The sequence below is a fragment of the Nodosilinea sp. E11 genome, assembly GCF_032813545.1.
In the GTDB taxonomy this organism is placed as follows: Bacteria; Cyanobacteriota; Cyanobacteriia; order Phormidesmidales; family Phormidesmidaceae; genus Nodosilinea.
In genome coordinates this window covers 3295477-3309846 of the sequence record NZ_CP136520.1, presented here as the reverse complement: position 1 = coordinate 3309846, position 14370 = coordinate 3295477, and the positions used below count along the sequence as shown (strand labels likewise).

The following is a 14370-nucleotide window of genomic DNA, read 5'->3' as shown; positions in this document are numbered from 1 at the left end:
GCCACGACCTTGGGCACACTCTAACCAAGCCCCAGAGGCCAAGCCAAGAGGCTCGACGTTTAAGAAAGCGATGTGGCAACCGTTGAGAAACTTAGTCAACAGTCTCACAACCTACATGGCCCTCAGCCCCGATATGGTCACCCGCCAACGAGTGAACCAGTGGCTGAGATCGCGCCCCTGCCTTACCAGCACCGAGTGGTTCATCCGCTATTGGACCCCGCCGGCTGTGCCTCGTGCCCTACCCAGAGCGCTCAGCGACTTTGCCTACGAGCAGTTGCACGCCTACTCTGGGCTCGATATCGGCCGGGTGCGGCCCAGCGACCACCTGATTGACGATCTGGCCTTTCCCGCCGTGTGCTGGTTTGACTGGGGGATCACCCTGTGCGAAGACTTTGACGAAATTTTTGCTCTCGACATCAGCGAACAGTTTGACGAAACCCAGTTCACCACCTTCGCCGATCTAATTCACTTTTTACACCAACAGCTGACTCTCCCAGAGCCAGAGACCCCCTAGCATTACGCCCTTAACCATTAAGAAGGTAAGAACGGGGCAAAGGCGACGCCACCTACTCTGTTGCGATCGCCAACGGTTTAAAGTGGGAACATAGCCGACAACGCGCCACCGAGATCGGCGCAAGGATAGTTTGCCATGAGCCTAAAAGACCGCATCAGCGACGACATCAAGACCGCCATGAAGGCCAAAGACAAAGTACGCCTAGAGACGGTACGCAGCATCAAAAAAGTGATTCTCGACCGCGAGACCCTAGTGCGCCCCAGCGGACAAGATGCCCTGACCGTCGAGCAAGAGCTAGAGGTCTTGACCCAGCTGGCCAAACAGCGCAAAGACTCGATTGAGCAATATCAAAAGGCGGGGCGAGAAGACCTGGCAGCCCAAGAAGCCCAGGAACTAGAGATTATTGCTGAATATTTGCCCCAGCAGCTCAGCGATACCGAGGTAGAAGCGATCATCGACGAGCTGATTGCCAAAACTGGAGCTGCATCAGCCAAAGACATGGGCAAGGTCATGGGACCTGCGATGCAACAGCTTAAAGGCCGTGCCGATGGTGGCAAGGTGCAGGCCCTGGTCAAAGCCAAGCTGGCAGGCTGATACCAAATCTGGATAGCATCAGCCCGGTTCTCAAACGGTCAAACTGAAGGGGAAAAGGGCATTTACCCTGCCAAGTCGGGGGTAACCAACCAGGATTGGGTATAAGACCTTGAAAGCCGTCCAGAACTGGTTGCTATCCCAGATTACCGGTCATGCCGCTAGCGCAACGGAGAAGCCGAGGGTTGAGCCGTACTGTACCCATACTCTAGCGATCAGCCGTTTAGTCGTGGCCAATATCTAAAACTTGGCCAGCGGTGCCTTGCAGCTGATTGCGAAGGTTAGCCAGCTGAGTTTTGTCAGAAATCAGCCTTTCATCGTAGTTGCGCTGCCATACCGATTGCCCTAGATGGTTGCGGCAGAGGTTGATGCGCTTGGCGGCGGCAGCTTTAAATCCGGCGATGAAAGACGACAGCAGCCAAGGTTTTTGACTTGCCAATGGGCCTGAAACCCCTATACCGATGGGGTTAGCCCCTTGGAGAAAAACAATTCCGCTGAGACTGGTAGGGGTGATCACCCAGGCGTCAAGGGTAATACCTTTGCGGCTAGCGGCTGAGCGCACCCATTCATCGGCCACGATCAACCCACAGTCGTTTAAGCACAGTAGCCCCTGCTGATAACTACCCAGCAAGGGCTGCTGCTGAAAGGTAGATAGCCCGATCAAATAAGCCCTAGCGGCGGTTCCGTCAGTCAAGGGATCTAACCTCACAGAGTCTAGGGGGTAGGCACTACGACAAAAACTCATAGGCTCAGATGATTAAGTGCACCAGCACCCTATAGTCTGCCCAGCCAACCTAGGCGAGCATCAGCCCTGAGCATGAAGTTATTGCTAGGGCTGGGTTGAGTAAGGTTTACATGCCATCGGCAAAAGCAGTGACGAGCTTTTCAAGGTAGCCGTTGACCAGCTGGGCCGCTTCTGGAGCCAGAGCATCGGTAAGTTCTGTCTGAAGGCTGCGATAGGAGTCAATGGCAGAGGATTCTTTGTGCAGGGCACGGGTAATGTTTTGCATCCACACCACGTACTCTTCCATAAACCCGCTTGGGTCATCGAGCAAGATGGCTTTGGCAATGCACTCTAGGGTATAGGTCATGTCGCGCTGACATTTGCTCCCATGCTCTTGCACCACCTGGCGGTGCTGGGTCGACATCAACCGGCGCAGCGCGTTGAGCACCAAGGTTTCGCCGTTATCTTTAAGGTAAGTGTAGGTTGCATAGCGCGAGTCGAAGGAAGCTACAAACTGAGCCAAGGGCCGCAGTTCAGCATCGCTGAGGTAGCGTCCGTCAGACTGCTTAATAGACTCTATTAAAGCGGTGTTCATAGTGAAGCGGAGATTTGGGCAGCAAGCAAATGGGTAACCTTAATCTACCCAGGCCACAGCCAAAAGCAACAAAATTTAAAGTTGGCAAGGGTTGTTAGACCGGTTTAGGTCAGCCCTGATTGATACGCAGCAGGCATCGCCGGCCCCAGACCTAGGCTGTAGTCGCTGCCAGCAAAATTGGCAGCCAGCTCAACGCTAATCCGATCAGCGCCAGCCCTGACAGACAGATAAATGCGATCGCATCTCTAAAGCCCACAATCAGATTGTCTACCCTAGCCAGCAGCGACACCGCCACCAGCATGGCAAAGTAGGCAAACAGCTCGAACTGGGTAACGGCAACCACGGCCAAAGAGGCCAGCGAAAGCGCCATGACAAAATATCCCATGTCTGACTGAAAGCCCAGCAAAATTACTCGCCGCACCCACGGCCAGCCGAGGGTAATCACCCAGGCACCGGCGATCGCCAGCAGAATGCTTAACCCCCAACTCACGGCCGGTGCCTGACGATGGTGCAAAAACCCGCCATAGGTAGCGTAGGCCATCACCAGTAGCAACCAAGATAACCAGTGAGCTTGAAGTAGTGTGCGCAGTGATCGGTCGGATTTCATGGCGATCAACCGGGCCTACAAATTCGTGGAGATGGCCTGCACCGGGCAGGTGGGCACACATTGCTCGCAGACAATACAGCGCGATCGCGCGAAGGTCAGCCGGTAGGTCTCGCTATCGAGGGTGAGGGCGCGAGTGGGGCACACGCCAGTACAGAGGCCACAGTGGACACAGAGGTCTTCATCCACCACAATTTCGCCGCTGGCCCCAGAGACCTCTATATCTTGCACCTCAAGCCAGTCAATGGCGTCGTTAAGCTGGTCAATATCACCCGATAGCTCTACTACCAGGGTGCCCACCTGGTTAGGGGCTACCTGAGCCCGAATGATATTGGCAGCAATGTTGAAGTCTTTGGCTAACCGGTAAGTGATCGGCATATGTACCGACCGCTTGGGGAAAATTAGCTTCACCCGTTTTTTCATAGCCGACTCAATACCACGATTCTTTTACACTAAAACCAGTAGGTCTACCTTCATCCTAACGGGAGACCTGGTAGGCCCGTTAGATCTCGAACCATCGGCTCGCAGCCCTCACGTTTTCAGAACCCTAGGAAATACGTCTTCACCATGCCAGACAATCTGCCTGTCACCTCTAATCTTGCCCCCAGCCGGGCCCGCAACCTGATCGTGGCCGTGGCCGCCGTGGTACTGGCGACAGCCATGGTTTTGGGCATTCGCACCCAGTCAGCGGTGCCTTCTTTACCCGAATTAGCCGCCAGCGCAGTGCCCTACGAGGTGGCCCAGATCAACGGCAAGCCGACCCTGCTAGAGTTTTACGCCAACTGGTGCGGCACCTGCCAAGCCATGGCCGGAGACATGGCAGAACTGCGGGAGACTTATGGCGATCGCGTCAACTTTGTCATGCTCAACATCGACAACAACAAGTGGCTACCCGAAATGCTAGCTTACCGGGTCGAAGGCATTCCTCACTTTGTCTATTCGGGGGCCGATGGCGCGCCCATTGCTACGGCCATTGGCGAACAGCCGCGCCAGATTCTCAGCGACAACCTCAATGCCCTGATCGCCCAGGCCCCCCTACCCCACCAGCAAACCTTTGGCCGCACGTCAGCTGTGGAGGGCGACTTTTTGTCGCGACAGAGCACTGTCAATGACAACCCCCGCGCCCACGGCAATGTGGTCACAAATTAGCGGCTAAATAGTCGCCAGTTGCTCCACGGGTTGGTTAGCTAGGTCAGCAAAAACATCGCGCACCGCCGGGTGGATCAGCTTACCGGCTGACACATTTAGCCCGCCTTGGAGGCCACTGTCGGTGGCTAGGGCAGCCATGCCCTGGTTGGCGAGCTTGAGCACGTAGGGCAGGGTAGCGTTGTTGAGCGCCTGGGTGGCCGTCCAGGGAACAGCACCGGGCATGTTAGGTACCCCAAAGTGCACCACGCCCTGATCAACGTAGGTGGGCTGGCTGTGGGAGGTGGGGCGCAGGGTTTCGATACAGCCGCCCTGGTCAACGGCCACGTCAATAATGACTGAGTGGGGGCGCATAGTTGCTACCAGTTCCTTCGACACGAGGATGGGAGCCTTGCGACCGGGCACCAGCACTGCCCCAATCAGCAGATCTGCTTGGGGTACAGAGGCAGCGATTTGGGCAGTGCTGCTGTAAAGCAGCTCTACCCGAGAGCCAAAAAGAGTTTCGAGGTAGGCCAGGCGATCTACATTGAGGTCAATAATTTGTACCCTAGCCCCCAGGCCCACAGCCATTTTGGCGGCCTCGGTGCCCACTACACCGCCACCTAAAATCACCACGGTGCCAGGGGCCACGCCGGGGATACCGCCCAGCAGCACGCCGCGCCCACCCTGCTGCCGCTCTAGATAGCGGGCTCCAAACTGCACCGAGAGCCGACCGGCAATGATGCTCATGGGGGTGAGTAAAGGCAGTCGGCCATCGGAGCCGACTACGGTTTCGTAGGCGATCGCATTGATGCCGCTCTGCATTAGAGCCTCTGTCAGCGATCGCTCAGCCGCCAGATGCAGGTAGGTAAACAAGATCAAATCGGGGCGAAAGAACCCGTACTCGGATGGTTGGGGTTCTTTAACCTTAACCACCAACTCTTGGTCCCAAGCGGTAGCAGCATCGGCCACTAGGATAGCCCCTGCCCGCTGGTAGTCAGCGTCACTGAAGCCCGAGCCAGCCCCCGCCCCAGTTTGCACCATGACTTGATGCCCCTGCTGGCAAAGGCTTTGCACCGCAGCTGGCGTTAAGCCCACCCGAAATTCTTGGTCTTTGATCTCTTTCGGTAACCCAATACGCATAGTGTTGCCCTGGATAGATGACGGGGTATTCCCATCCTACTAAACCCCAAGAAAGACAATGGTTTAGGGCTGGCGGTTCGAGATTTTTAGTCTGTATGTGGATCCATACAGCTATTGCTGAAAACTGCTCACAGACCCCTGCGGTTTATTGATTCACCGACTGTGGCAAATAGAGCGTAAAACAGCTTCCCTGCCCGGCTTCTGAGATCAGCGCAATGGTGCCGCCGTGCAGGCGAGCAATGCGCTGCGACAGGTGCAAGCCCAGTCCGTGACCCGCCCGCGCCTGGTTGCCTTGCCGAAACCACTCAAACACATCCCCTTGCTCTGCTTCAGGGATGCCAATGCCAGTGTCGGCGACCGACACCCAAACCCACAGGTGAGGGCGATCGCCGGAGCTAACGGGGTCAACCTCGGCAGGCAGATGCTCTGTCGTACCAACTGTTACCTTAACGCTACCGGTATCGGTAAATTTAATCGCATTGCCCACTAGGTTAGTAATCACCCGCCGCAGTTCTAGGCGATCGCCTGGGACAGTAAAGTCGTCACTGGTGGGGCTGCTGGCTTCTAAAGCCACAGGGCCTGCCGCCACAGGCTCTAGACCATGGCTAGAGTGCTGAACCCCGTTACCAGAGTAGCTATACAAAACATCCCCCCGATCGGCTCGGCAGAGCAGACAGGTGAGCATTTTTTCAGCGGCAATGGGGGCTAGCTCCATGACCACAGTTTCGGCTAGCTGAAACAGATCGACCGGCGATAGCGTCAGTGCCTTATGACCAGCTTCATGACGATAGACCTCAAGCAGGGTGTTGACCATGCTCAGCAAGTGGCGATTGCTCTCGGCAATGTTCCCAAGGGCCTGTTTGGCGTCGTCAGCGACCGTGCCAAAAGCGTCACCTTGGCACAGCTTAAGCATGCGGTTAGCCGCTACTAGAGGGGTGCGGAGGTCGTGGGTGAGGCGGGCCACAAAGTCATCCCGCTGACGAATCATGGCCGACTGGGCATCAATACTGCGTTTCAGGCGCAACAGCGATCGCACCCTGGCCCGCAACTCGTTGACATCGACTGGTTTGCGAATGAAGTCATCGGCCCCCGCATCTAGACCCTGCACTAGGCTCGACTGGTCGTGGGCAGTAATTAACAGAATGGGAATGTAGGGCAGGGTAGAATCGCTGCGAATTCTTTGGGTGACAGCGTAGCCATCCAGCCCCGGCATCATAACATCCAGCAAAATTAGGTCAGGCGGTGCTTGCTGCACTACCCGTAAAGCCTCTTGCCCGCTCTCCACACAGGTCATGCGGTAGTCCGGGTCATCTAAAATTGATTCGATCAAAAATAAGTTGTCGGGGGAGTCGTCTACGGCCAAGATGGCAAAGGAATCATTGGGGAGATCCGGGGGCATTACAAGCTCAACACTATAAACGCGGTGCTATTTAAAAATGTTAACCGGGAAATAAACGAGGACCTAAGGCAAAAACAGCAGAAGGGCATTTTTTCTATTCCTCTATAAGTGTCATAGTATTCAGTGAATCACCTCTATCGCAGGGCATAAGCTCTAGTTGGGCTGTCGTTCACCGCTAGAGGTTAAGCGCACTAGGGCGAGGTTGGCGGTTTCCTAACAGCCCCCAACTGTTGGCCTGTAGCGCTGACAGCAAAGCATGGCCAGGGGCTTCGGTTAGGGCTTCTAGACGGGCAACCACAGTGATGATGCCGCCAATCACCAACACTGTAGGGGCACCTACTCTGCGCCGAGCAGCGTCTGGAGCAATAACAAAACCACTACGCCTAAACAATGTCTTAGGGGTTGGTGGCGGACAAGATCTCGAGCTGCCCTACCATGCCGGCTTCGGCATGACCCGCGATCGCACAGTGTAGTTCATAGATGCCGGGCCGTTCGGGCACAAACACCCACTCAGCGATCGCCTCTGGCTTCAGCTCTAGCTCGTGGATCGCCCCTTTGACCTCGACCCCAGCAGCCTGTACCTTCTGAGTCCAAAGGCCATCGGCAAAGTCTTTAGCGGTAAAGTAGTGCTTCTCAGGGCTGGGGTTGTCGAGCACCAAGCGGTAGCGCTGACCGGCCACAAACTGCATCTGGTCGGGTTCAAAGCGCAGGGCACCGGTAGCTGTGCCTAGGTGAATAGTGAGGGTTTCAGCGGTGGCGGTGGCGGCGATCGCGCCCCTAACCCCGACCATCAGGGTCAGCACTAGAGCAAACATCAGCCCGGCCAAAATCCCTCGCCAATTCCCTGGATCTCTTCGTTGATACCAGATCATAGGCTTATCCCTATAAATACCCCAGCGGCAGATCGTCAGGGTAGGCGGTCTTTAAGGATTCTATCGCGTGCTGGGTCGTCGGCCCCATAATGCCGTCGATAGCACCGCTGTAGACTCCCGCCCGCTTGAGATAAGCCTGAAGGGCCTTGGTTCGATGTTGTAAATCGTGCCAAAGCGTATCCACCCAGGTTTGGCCAATGAGGCGTTTGAGCTTGCTCTGCTGCTGCTTGAGCACCTCTGGAGACAAGACCTCTAGGTGTTCGGCCACCCAGCAGTCGGCTTCATCAATCCAAAAGTTGAGCAGCGGGTCATCGATCGCCTGGGCCAAAATCTCACCTAGGCGATCGCCGTCAGCGTCTGACAGCGTCGGTTGGAGAGCCAGCGTACAGTAGTCGATCAACGTAGAGCGGTGCTGCTGCAAAGCTTGCATCAGGTCGGCGGTGGGAGACACCCCTTCAGCCCTCAGCCGATCAGCCATAGGGGTGTCAGCTGGCTCTGCGGTTAGAAGAGCGGTATCTAGCACGGGTGCTGTCGCGTGTTCTGTGTCCATTACTCCTCAGGTGCCTCCGTTAAGAAAGCAGAATAGATCTCACTATGAATGACGGTCGTCGGGCTACCCCCCTGACCCAGGCTCACGTGGGCACGCGGTTGGACAGGCTAGTATCACCCCCAACCCAATCTAGAAAGCCACAGCCTATTTTAGGCAATGGGCTTTAGGCAAATGGGGTCTAATGATTGCCGCACTAGTGTATTAGTGACCTGTACCTTGAGGTTGTGACAGGGTTGCGTCATCTTTTTTGATTGTTTTTTTGAGGCCTGATTTTCCGCAATTCTAGCTGTCACATTGGAGCAGCTTATATCACTTATTCAGTGAGTGATGCCGCACCTAAGATGCTAAAGGGAATATGAGCCAATCTGACGACACCAGTGGTTTTAATGAGTTCTGCCCCCCCGCCGATGCTCCTGCCCAAGATGTGTTCGATCAAGCGCTGAGTGAAATTCTTGGCAAAGATAACCCTCACGCTACCCCAATTCTGAGTGCGATTCAGCGAACCCTCAAGCAGTACAGCTTGCACGACCAATACGAAGCCCACGAAATTCTCCACGAAGCTTACCTGCGGGGCAAAAAGAAGCTGCAGACGGGAGAGCTGATCCACAACCCCTACGCCTGGCTACGGGCAACGGCCTTTCACGTCATTTACGAGCGCAAGCGCAAGCATCGCAGCGGTGCCACCGACCCTCAGGTGATCGAGGCCATACTGCCCGATCACCGCCTCAACATCATGCAGCAGCAGGTGCTGAGCGAAGAACTTGACCTGCTCTACGAGGCTTTGGCCCTACTGCACGACGAGGATCCGGAGGGCACTTGCCTACTCTACCTGCGCAACGTCCGGGGCTGGTCTTGGAGCCAGATTAGCCAGTGGCTGCTCAGCGAAGGGCTACCCCCAGCCAACGAAACGACCTTGCGCCAGCGGGCTTCACGGGCCAAGCGGCGGCTCAGAGATATTTTTTGGCAGCGCCTAGCCCAGGGTGAGCCGCTGTCTCAAACCTGCCGATCCTGCGAAACCCAAAGTCGCCGATAGGCTGTTTTGGCCCATCCTACGCAAAAACTGGCTGGAGCGCCCCTTGAACGGCATGATGATGGGTAGCGCTAGCACAGGAGTTGACGATGAATAACCTTTGGGGACGGCTGCAAGGCTCGAAGCTAGTTCTGTGGGGGATCATTGCGGCTCTGGGAGTGGGGATGCTGGTGCCCTTGCTGCTGTTGGTGCCCCGACGCAATCAGACCGTCGCTCCGGCCAGCCCAGAAGATCGTCAGACCGTGGTGACCGAGGTGATCGGCTCGAGAAATCGGGCGAGCTTGGTGGGCACATCAGCGACCAGGGGCAACCCCAATGCGCCCATTGTGCTGTTTAAATTTTCTGATTTTCAGTGCCCCTACTGTGTGGTGGCAGCGGGGCACATGAAGGAGTTTGTGGGCAACCACGAAGACGATATTCTCTACGTCTACAAACATTTTCCGCTGACGCAGATTCATCCTGAGGCGATGCCTGCGGCCAAGGCGGCCTGGGCGGCACAGCAGCAGGGGCAGTTTTGGCTCTACCACGACGGCCTGTTTGTTAACCAAAACCGTCTGGGCGAAGAGCTGTATCTGGAGTTGGCCGAGGCCATGGGGCTCGATCTAGAGCAGTTTAACCGCGATCGCACCAGTACCGAGGCCGAGGCCGCCATTCAGCAAGACTTAGAGTTGGCCCAGCAGTTGCGGCTACAGGGCACTCCCTCCTTCATCATGAATGACCTGCTGATTCCAGGCGGCGCGCCGCCGCAGCTATTTGAAGAAATCTTTAACCAGATTAACGATCTGATTCAAACCAGGGGCTAAGCGATCGCCCTGGATTGGTTAATAGCGCCATCGCAGGGCTATGCCAGTTGACTGTGCCAGTTGGGCGTCTGCCTGCCAAAAGCCACCGCTAGCCCAGGGGTTTACAGCTCTGCGATCGCGCTTTTCTGGCCTCTCTAAACCCCTCAAACCTTCGTCAGCACAGGGGTTGAGAAACTTGCCTGGTTTATTTAACTGTTCAGCCCGTATCACCCACTACAAAAAGTGTCATGACCTGCATCAAGGGGACCTAGCCCGCAGCGCTACAACAGTGTCATGGCGAAAGCGAAGACCTCTGCTTCTCCGCCAGCCCCATCCCGACCTAATGGCATTGCTCAAACCGTTTTGGGTGGGCTTCTCAACCACACAGTCAACAACACACAGTTTGCATTTGGAGAATGACCATGAAAACCCGTTCTATCGCTGCGATCGCATTAGGTCTCACCGCCGCTTCTATGGCCGCCCTGCCCATGGCCGCTAACGCTCAACAGGCTCCCACCGACTACAACTACGTCGGCGCTGGTGTCGGCATCGGCAACGTAGGTACTAGCGACGTGGGCCTATCTGTCAACAGCAAGTTCACCGTAGCCGACAGCGTCTCGCTGCGCCCCGGCGTGATCTCCGACCTCAACTTCAATGGCGACGGCGCAACCTCCTTCCTGCTGCCCGTGACCTACGACTTCAACCCCGTAACCCCCAACGGACGTCTGCTGCCCTACGTGGGCGGCGGCCTGTCGGTCGCTACCGAAGGCTCTACCACTGTCGGCCCGCTGGTCACTGGTGGGGTTGACTACCGCATCACCGAGCGCGTTGTGGCCAATGGCGCAGTCAACTGGTCGCTTCATGGCAACAGCCGAATCAACGGCACCGTCGGTCTGGGCTACACCTTCTAGGTCCTAGACCACGGGCTCTGAACCAGCAAAAAGGGGGCGATGGCAATGCCATCGCCCCCTTTTCTGTTGTGAATGAGCGAGATGGAGCTAAGCGGATTCGAACCGCTGACCCCTTGCATGCCATGCAAGTGCTCTACCAACTGAGCTATAGCCCCGCATGCGCTCAAGCCTGTGCCCAACGCATCAACAATAGTGACCTAAGGGAGGTACCCTCGTCAACCCCAAATTTTCTTTTAGGGGAAGCGGTGAAGCGGAGCCATCCGCGATAGAGTCAGGGTGTATAGCGTTAACGTGGCACTGACAATGGTTTCCCCTGGTTCTTCGTCTCCCCCCAATACCGATGCGGTAAAGGACATATTGCTCAGGCTGCGGCGCAAAGAAGGTACCTGGGTAGACTGGGCCCAGGGCTGCCAGGCTCTGCAAAAGGCCGGGTTTAACCCCCATCAAATTTTTGAAGAAACGGGGTTTGAACCGATTCAGCAAAACCAAATTGTGGTGGCAGAACAGGTCTATCAATCGCTGCTCAAGGTAGGGGTAGCCGAAACTACCAAGGCCCACTTTACTCAGCAAGGTAGCGACTCACTCTACGAATTGCGGATTCTTTCCCAGGCCGATCGCGCCAGCACTGCCGACTTTGCCCTCCAGCACGGGCTAGATTCTGACGCCATACGAGATCTGGTAAAACCGATTAAAGAATATTCTTATCGGAAGGAAAAGCCGCCAGGGTTTGGGGATGGGCCAGGTGATGCGATCGCCTACCACTTTTGGAAGCTGGCTCGCCAAAAAGACGACCTACAAGATCGCTCTCGTCTAATTGCCCAAGGACTGCGCTTTGCCGAAAGCCCGACAGCTCGCCAGCAGATCGAAAAGCTACTCACCGACTTTACAGTAGACAAAAGCCGACCAGCGCCTCGGCTCCCCCTATACCGCCTCGAAAGCGAAAGCGACTTACCCCGCGTGATCCCCGTGGTCGGCCAGATGCCTTTGACGGTAGAAGATTTCAAAGCCGTACCGGTGGTGGTACCCGAAGCCCCCTTTGGCATGGTGGCCGCGAATGGAGCCAGCGCGTGGATCGCCGTGCCCGGCTGGCAGGTGATTTTTCGAGCCGAAGACCCGGTGGGGCTGCTCACCCCATCCCGCCAATTGCCCAACTATCCTGCCGATGCCGCCGATGAGGTCGTGCTGGCGGTGATCGATCGCAGCGATCGCGAGTGGAGCGATGACGGTTACTTTCTCACCGCTGAGGGCGACCAGCTCGCCCTGGCCTGGTCTCCCCAGCCCTTAGATACGCCGATTTTGGGCAAGATGATTTTGATTCTGCGGCCCAAGCGCATTTTGGACGAAGACTACAACCGCGAACTCTGGCAACTAGACGAGTAGGAGGAAAAGGCCATGGCCCTCGAACGACGCCTATCGCGCACGATGTTCTTAAACACTGAAATTGTCGAGCTGCGGCAGATGTGCCTGACGCCGGGGCGCGTCTTTGAGCCGGGGAAATACCTGGCAGGTGAGCTACCCGACACTGCCTTTGAGATGGGCTTGGTGGAGAAGCTGCCGCCCGTGCGAGGCAAGAGTGAAGAGATTGCAGGAGAGTAGGCGCGCAATGGATCAGGGCGGGAGGGAGTAGGGACGGGGGTGAGTGAAGCACCCTCGCCCCTATTCCCCAAATTTTTAAGACAACGTGCCGAAGACTACAGCGGCAGCAGCCTCTAGCCTCGACAACAGAGGATAGTCTCTGCGATCGCTCACTATGGTCGGGATCTCCTCTCAACCTCGGGATCTGCCCCAGGTACTGCCCCACATTATTGTCTGCGGGTTGGGACGCACGGGGCTGAGAATTTTTACGCTGCTACGTCAGCAGGGGGCTAGAGTAGTCGGCATCAGCTACCACCCGATGCCTGAGGTAGAGGGCGATGTAGTGGTCGGAGAACTGCGATCGGCCTCGACTCTGATTCAGGCAGGCATTTACCAGGCCCAAACGTTGGTGCTGGCCGCCTCAGACGATGCTCTCAACCTGGCAATTCTGACCCAGGCGCGCTTGCTCAATCCCAACATTCGGATTATTAACCGGCTGTTTAATATCAGATTGGGCGATCGCCTCGACCATACCCTGCCCCACCACGTCAGCCTCAGCAGCGCCGCCCTGGCGGCACCGCTGTTTGCCTTCGCCGCCAAGGGCCATCGCGCCATGGGGCAACTGCGCCTGTTTGATCTCACCTGGCCAATGTATGAAGAGGTGATTGATGCCGCCCATCCCTGGCATGGCAAACCGCTCAAAGCGATGTGGGACAACCGATCCCAGCTGTTGATTCACTACGACTCCGCCCATAGCTCCATTGATTTAGTCACCGCTGTGGTGACGGGGCAGGTGTTGCAGCCGGGCGATCGCATTGTCGTAGCCACCCGCCCCCAGCAGCCAATGCTACAATCGCGCCATGTCTCCCAGTTTTGGCAGCGGCTGCTGGTCACCCTCGACCACGGTCGCCGTCGCGCCCGCGCCACGTTAATGGTGATTCTGGCCCTGCTGCTCACCATTGGGTTAGCCACCTTTACCTACCTATGGCACAACCTCAACACCAGCTGGGTTGACGCACTGTATTTTTCCGTGGGTATGATTACGGGCGCTGGCGGCCAAGAGCAGGTAGCCGAAAAGGCATCGGCCCCGATCAAAGTCTTTACCGCCATCATGATGTTGATCGGAGCCGGGGTGATCGGCATCTGCTACGCCCTCCTCAACGACTTCATTTTAGGATCCCATTTCCAAAGCCTATGGAGTGTGGCCCGGATGCCCCGCCAGCACCATTTTGTGGTCTGTGGGCTGGGGGGTGTGGGCTACCGCATTGCCATTCACCTGCACGAAACCGGGCATAAGGTGGCCGTAGTCGAGCAAGATGCCCACAACCGCTTTTTACCCGCCGTCCAGGCGCGCAAAATTCCGGTGATCATTGCCGACGCCAATTTAACTTCTACCCTCGAAACCCTCAATCTGGCTTCGGCCCAAGCTTTACTGGTAGTGACCAGCGACGATACGGTCAACCTAGAAATTGCCCTTACGGCTCGCAGCATTGGCCCTAAGGTGCCCGCTGTAGTGCGCATCTACGATGCCGAATTTGCCCAGCAGGTGCAACAGGTGTTCGAGTTTGACCAAGTGCTCAGCCCGATGGACTTAGCCGCCCCCACCTTTGCCGCCGCCGCTTTAGGCGGTCACATTTTGGGCAGCGGCATGGCCGGGAATCTGCTGTGGGTGGCGATCGCCACGCTGATTACCCCCCACCATCCCTTCTACAACCAGCCCATGCAGGCCGTAGCCCAAAGGGTTCATCTGGTTCCCCTGTACCTTGAGCGTCGCGAGACTCCAAGGACAGCCTCTAAAGCACACCGCGCCATCCACGGCGATGATCTCTTAGACATCACCCTGACCGACGGCGATGTGCTCTATCTCACCATGCCCGCCAATCGGCTCAAATGCCTTCAGTACAGTGCTACCCCAGTCGGCCAAGACACCAGCAGCTAACGCAAACGGGACAGTC

General features: G+C 56.6%; 18 protein-coding genes and 1 tRNA gene. 9 read left to right on the top strand and 10 right to left on the bottom strand.

The window, feature by feature from the left end:
• Positions 1–70 precede the first annotated feature (70 nt).
• On the top strand, positions 71–514 hold the full coding sequence (locus RRF56_RS16805; protein WP_317034331.1) for a hypothetical protein: 444 nt from the start codon (positions 71–73) through the stop codon (positions 512–514).
• A 135-nt stretch (positions 515–649) separates the two neighbouring features.
• On the top strand, positions 650–1108 hold the full coding sequence (locus tag RRF56_RS16800; protein ID WP_317034330.1) for a GatB/YqeY domain-containing protein: 459 nt from the start codon (positions 650–652) through the stop codon (positions 1106–1108).
• Between the two features lie 220 nt (positions 1109–1328).
• Here the strand turns inward: RRF56_RS16800 and RRF56_RS16795 are convergent, their stop codons facing one another.
• The 4 genes from RRF56_RS16795 to RRF56_RS16780 form a co-directional block, all read right to left on the bottom strand.
• Positions 1329–1799: a hypothetical protein gene (locus tag RRF56_RS16795; RefSeq protein ID WP_317034329.1), complete on the bottom strand. Its 471-nt coding sequence runs from the start codon at positions 1797–1799 to the stop codon at positions 1329–1331.
• A gap of 157 nt (positions 1800–1956) precedes the next feature.
• Entirely contained in the window at positions 1957–2424 is a 468-nt protein-coding gene (locus RRF56_RS16790) for a hypothetical protein (protein WP_317034328.1), read from the bottom strand.
• 151 nt (positions 2425–2575) lie between these two features.
• A complete protein-coding gene (locus tag RRF56_RS16785; RefSeq protein ID WP_317034327.1) occupies positions 2576–3031 on the bottom strand; it encodes a hypothetical protein in 456 nt (151 codons plus the stop codon).
• Positions 3032–3046: 15 nt separating this feature from the next.
• Positions 3047–3451: an NIL domain-containing protein gene (locus RRF56_RS16780; protein WP_193969686.1), complete on the bottom strand. Its 405-nt coding sequence runs from the start codon at positions 3449–3451 to the stop codon at positions 3047–3049.
• 144 nt (positions 3452–3595) lie between these two features.
• On the opposite strand from RRF56_RS16780, the gene RRF56_RS16775 reads away from it, so the two are divergent.
• A complete protein-coding gene (locus tag RRF56_RS16775; protein WP_317034326.1) occupies positions 3596–4177 on the top strand; it encodes a thioredoxin domain-containing protein in 582 nt (193 codons plus the stop codon).
• 3 nt (positions 4178–4180) lie between these two features.
• Here RRF56_RS16775 and ald read toward each other — a convergent pair whose 3' ends face one another.
• The 5 genes from ald to RRF56_RS16750 all read right to left on the bottom strand — a co-directional run bounded on the left by ald (position 4181) and on the right by RRF56_RS16750 (position 8045).
• On the bottom strand, positions 4181–5296 hold the full coding sequence (ald, locus tag RRF56_RS16770; protein ID WP_317034325.1) for an alanine dehydrogenase: 1116 nt from the start codon (positions 5294–5296) through the stop codon (positions 4181–4183).
• A gap of 145 nt (positions 5297–5441) precedes the next feature.
• Positions 5442–6695, bottom strand: coding sequence for a hybrid sensor histidine kinase/response regulator (locus RRF56_RS16765; RefSeq protein WP_317034324.1), 1254 nt, complete (start codon positions 6693–6695; stop codon positions 5442–5444).
• A 175-nt stretch (positions 6696–6870) separates the two neighbouring features.
• Positions 6871–7086, bottom strand: a complete 216-nt coding sequence (locus RRF56_RS16760; RefSeq protein ID WP_317034323.1) for a hypothetical protein — start codon at positions 7084–7086, stop codon at positions 6871–6873.
• A gap of 4 nt (positions 7087–7090) precedes the next feature.
• Positions 7091–7567, bottom strand: a complete 477-nt coding sequence (locus RRF56_RS16755; protein WP_317034322.1) for a multicopper oxidase domain-containing protein — start codon at positions 7565–7567, stop codon at positions 7091–7093.
• A gap of 10 nt (positions 7568–7577) precedes the next feature.
• Positions 7578–8045, bottom strand: coding sequence for a peptidoglycan-binding domain-containing protein (locus RRF56_RS16750; RefSeq protein ID WP_317034321.1), 468 nt, complete (start codon positions 8043–8045; stop codon positions 7578–7580).
• 427 nt (positions 8046–8472) lie between these two features.
• Here RRF56_RS16750 and RRF56_RS16745 point away from each other — a divergent pair, with 427 nt between their 5' ends.
• The 3 genes from RRF56_RS16745 to RRF56_RS16735 all read left to right on the top strand — a co-directional run bounded on the left by RRF56_RS16745 (position 8473) and on the right by RRF56_RS16735 (position 10840).
• On the top strand, positions 8473–9150 hold the full coding sequence (locus RRF56_RS16745; protein WP_317034320.1) for a sigma-70 family RNA polymerase sigma factor: 678 nt from the start codon (positions 8473–8475) through the stop codon (positions 9148–9150).
• An 86-nt stretch (positions 9151–9236) separates the two neighbouring features.
• Positions 9237–9950: a DsbA family protein gene (locus tag RRF56_RS16740; RefSeq protein WP_317034319.1), complete on the top strand. Its 714-nt coding sequence runs from the start codon at positions 9237–9239 to the stop codon at positions 9948–9950.
• A 401-nt stretch (positions 9951–10351) separates the two neighbouring features.
• Positions 10352–10840 (top strand): hypothetical protein, encoded by a 489-nt coding sequence (locus RRF56_RS16735; protein WP_317034318.1) that lies wholly within the window; start codon positions 10352–10354, stop codon positions 10838–10840.
• Between the two features lie 82 nt (positions 10841–10922).
• Here RRF56_RS16735 and RRF56_RS16730 read toward each other — a convergent pair.
• Positions 10923–10995: transfer RNA gene (locus tag RRF56_RS16730), tRNA-Ala, on the bottom strand.
• Between the two features lie 148 nt (positions 10996–11143).
• Between RRF56_RS16730 and RRF56_RS16725 the strand changes: the two genes are divergently transcribed.
• The 3 genes from RRF56_RS16725 to RRF56_RS16715 all read left to right on the top strand — a co-directional run bounded on the left by RRF56_RS16725 (position 11144) and on the right by RRF56_RS16715 (position 14354).
• The gene (locus tag RRF56_RS16725; protein WP_317034317.1) at positions 11144–12220 is read left to right on the top strand and encodes a RuBisCO accumulation factor 1; all 1077 of its coding nucleotides are present in this window, start codon (positions 11144–11146) and stop codon (positions 12218–12220) included.
• Between the two features lie 12 nt (positions 12221–12232).
• Entirely contained in the window at positions 12233–12436 is a 204-nt protein-coding gene (locus RRF56_RS16720) for a hypothetical protein (protein WP_317034316.1), read from the top strand.
• Between the two features lie 154 nt (positions 12437–12590).
• Entirely contained in the window at positions 12591–14354 is a 1764-nt protein-coding gene (locus tag RRF56_RS16715) for an NAD-binding protein (RefSeq protein ID WP_317034315.1), read from the top strand.
• Positions 14355–14370 lie beyond the last annotated feature (16 nt).

Coding starts and splice junctions, on each gene's coding strand:
- RRF56_RS16805 (WP_317034331.1), top strand. CDS start 71: ATGTGGCAACCGTTGAGAAACTTAGTCAACAGTCTCACAACCTACATG.
- RRF56_RS16800 (WP_317034330.1), top strand. CDS start 650: ATGAGCCTAAAAGACCGCATCAGCGACGACATCAAGACCGCCATGAAG.
- RRF56_RS16790 (WP_317034328.1), bottom strand. CDS start 2,424: ATGAACACCGCTTTAATAGAGTCTATTAAGCAGTCTGACGGACGCTAC.
- RRF56_RS16785 (WP_317034327.1), bottom strand. CDS start 3,031: ATGAAATCCGACCGATCACTGCGCACACTACTTCAAGCTCACTGGTTA.
- RRF56_RS16780 (WP_193969686.1), bottom strand. CDS start 3,451: ATGAAAAAACGGGTGAAGCTAATTTTCCCCAAGCGGTCGGTACATATG.
- RRF56_RS16775 (WP_317034326.1), top strand. CDS start 3,596: ATGCCAGACAATCTGCCTGTCACCTCTAATCTTGCCCCCAGCCGGGCC.
- ald (WP_317034325.1), bottom strand. CDS start 5,296: ATGCGTATTGGGTTACCGAAAGAGATCAAAGACCAAGAATTTCGGGTG.
- RRF56_RS16765 (WP_317034324.1), bottom strand. CDS start 6,695: ATGCCCCCGGATCTCCCCAATGATTCCTTTGCCATCTTGGCCGTAGAC.
- RRF56_RS16755 (WP_317034322.1), bottom strand. CDS start 7,567: ATGATCTGGTATCAACGAAGAGATCCAGGGAATTGGCGAGGGATTTTG.
- RRF56_RS16750 (WP_317034321.1), bottom strand. CDS start 8,045: ATGGCTGATCGGCTGAGGGCTGAAGGGGTGTCTCCCACCGCCGACCTG.
- RRF56_RS16745 (WP_317034320.1), top strand. CDS start 8,473: ATGAGCCAATCTGACGACACCAGTGGTTTTAATGAGTTCTGCCCCCCC.
- RRF56_RS16740 (WP_317034319.1), top strand. CDS start 9,237: ATGAATAACCTTTGGGGACGGCTGCAAGGCTCGAAGCTAGTTCTGTGG.
- RRF56_RS16735 (WP_317034318.1), top strand. CDS start 10,352: ATGAAAACCCGTTCTATCGCTGCGATCGCATTAGGTCTCACCGCCGCT.
- RRF56_RS16725 (WP_317034317.1), top strand. CDS start 11,144: ATGGTTTCCCCTGGTTCTTCGTCTCCCCCCAATACCGATGCGGTAAAG.
- RRF56_RS16720 (WP_317034316.1), top strand. CDS start 12,233: ATGGCCCTCGAACGACGCCTATCGCGCACGATGTTCTTAAACACTGAA.
- RRF56_RS16715 (WP_317034315.1), top strand. CDS start 12,591: ATGGTCGGGATCTCCTCTCAACCTCGGGATCTGCCCCAGGTACTGCCC.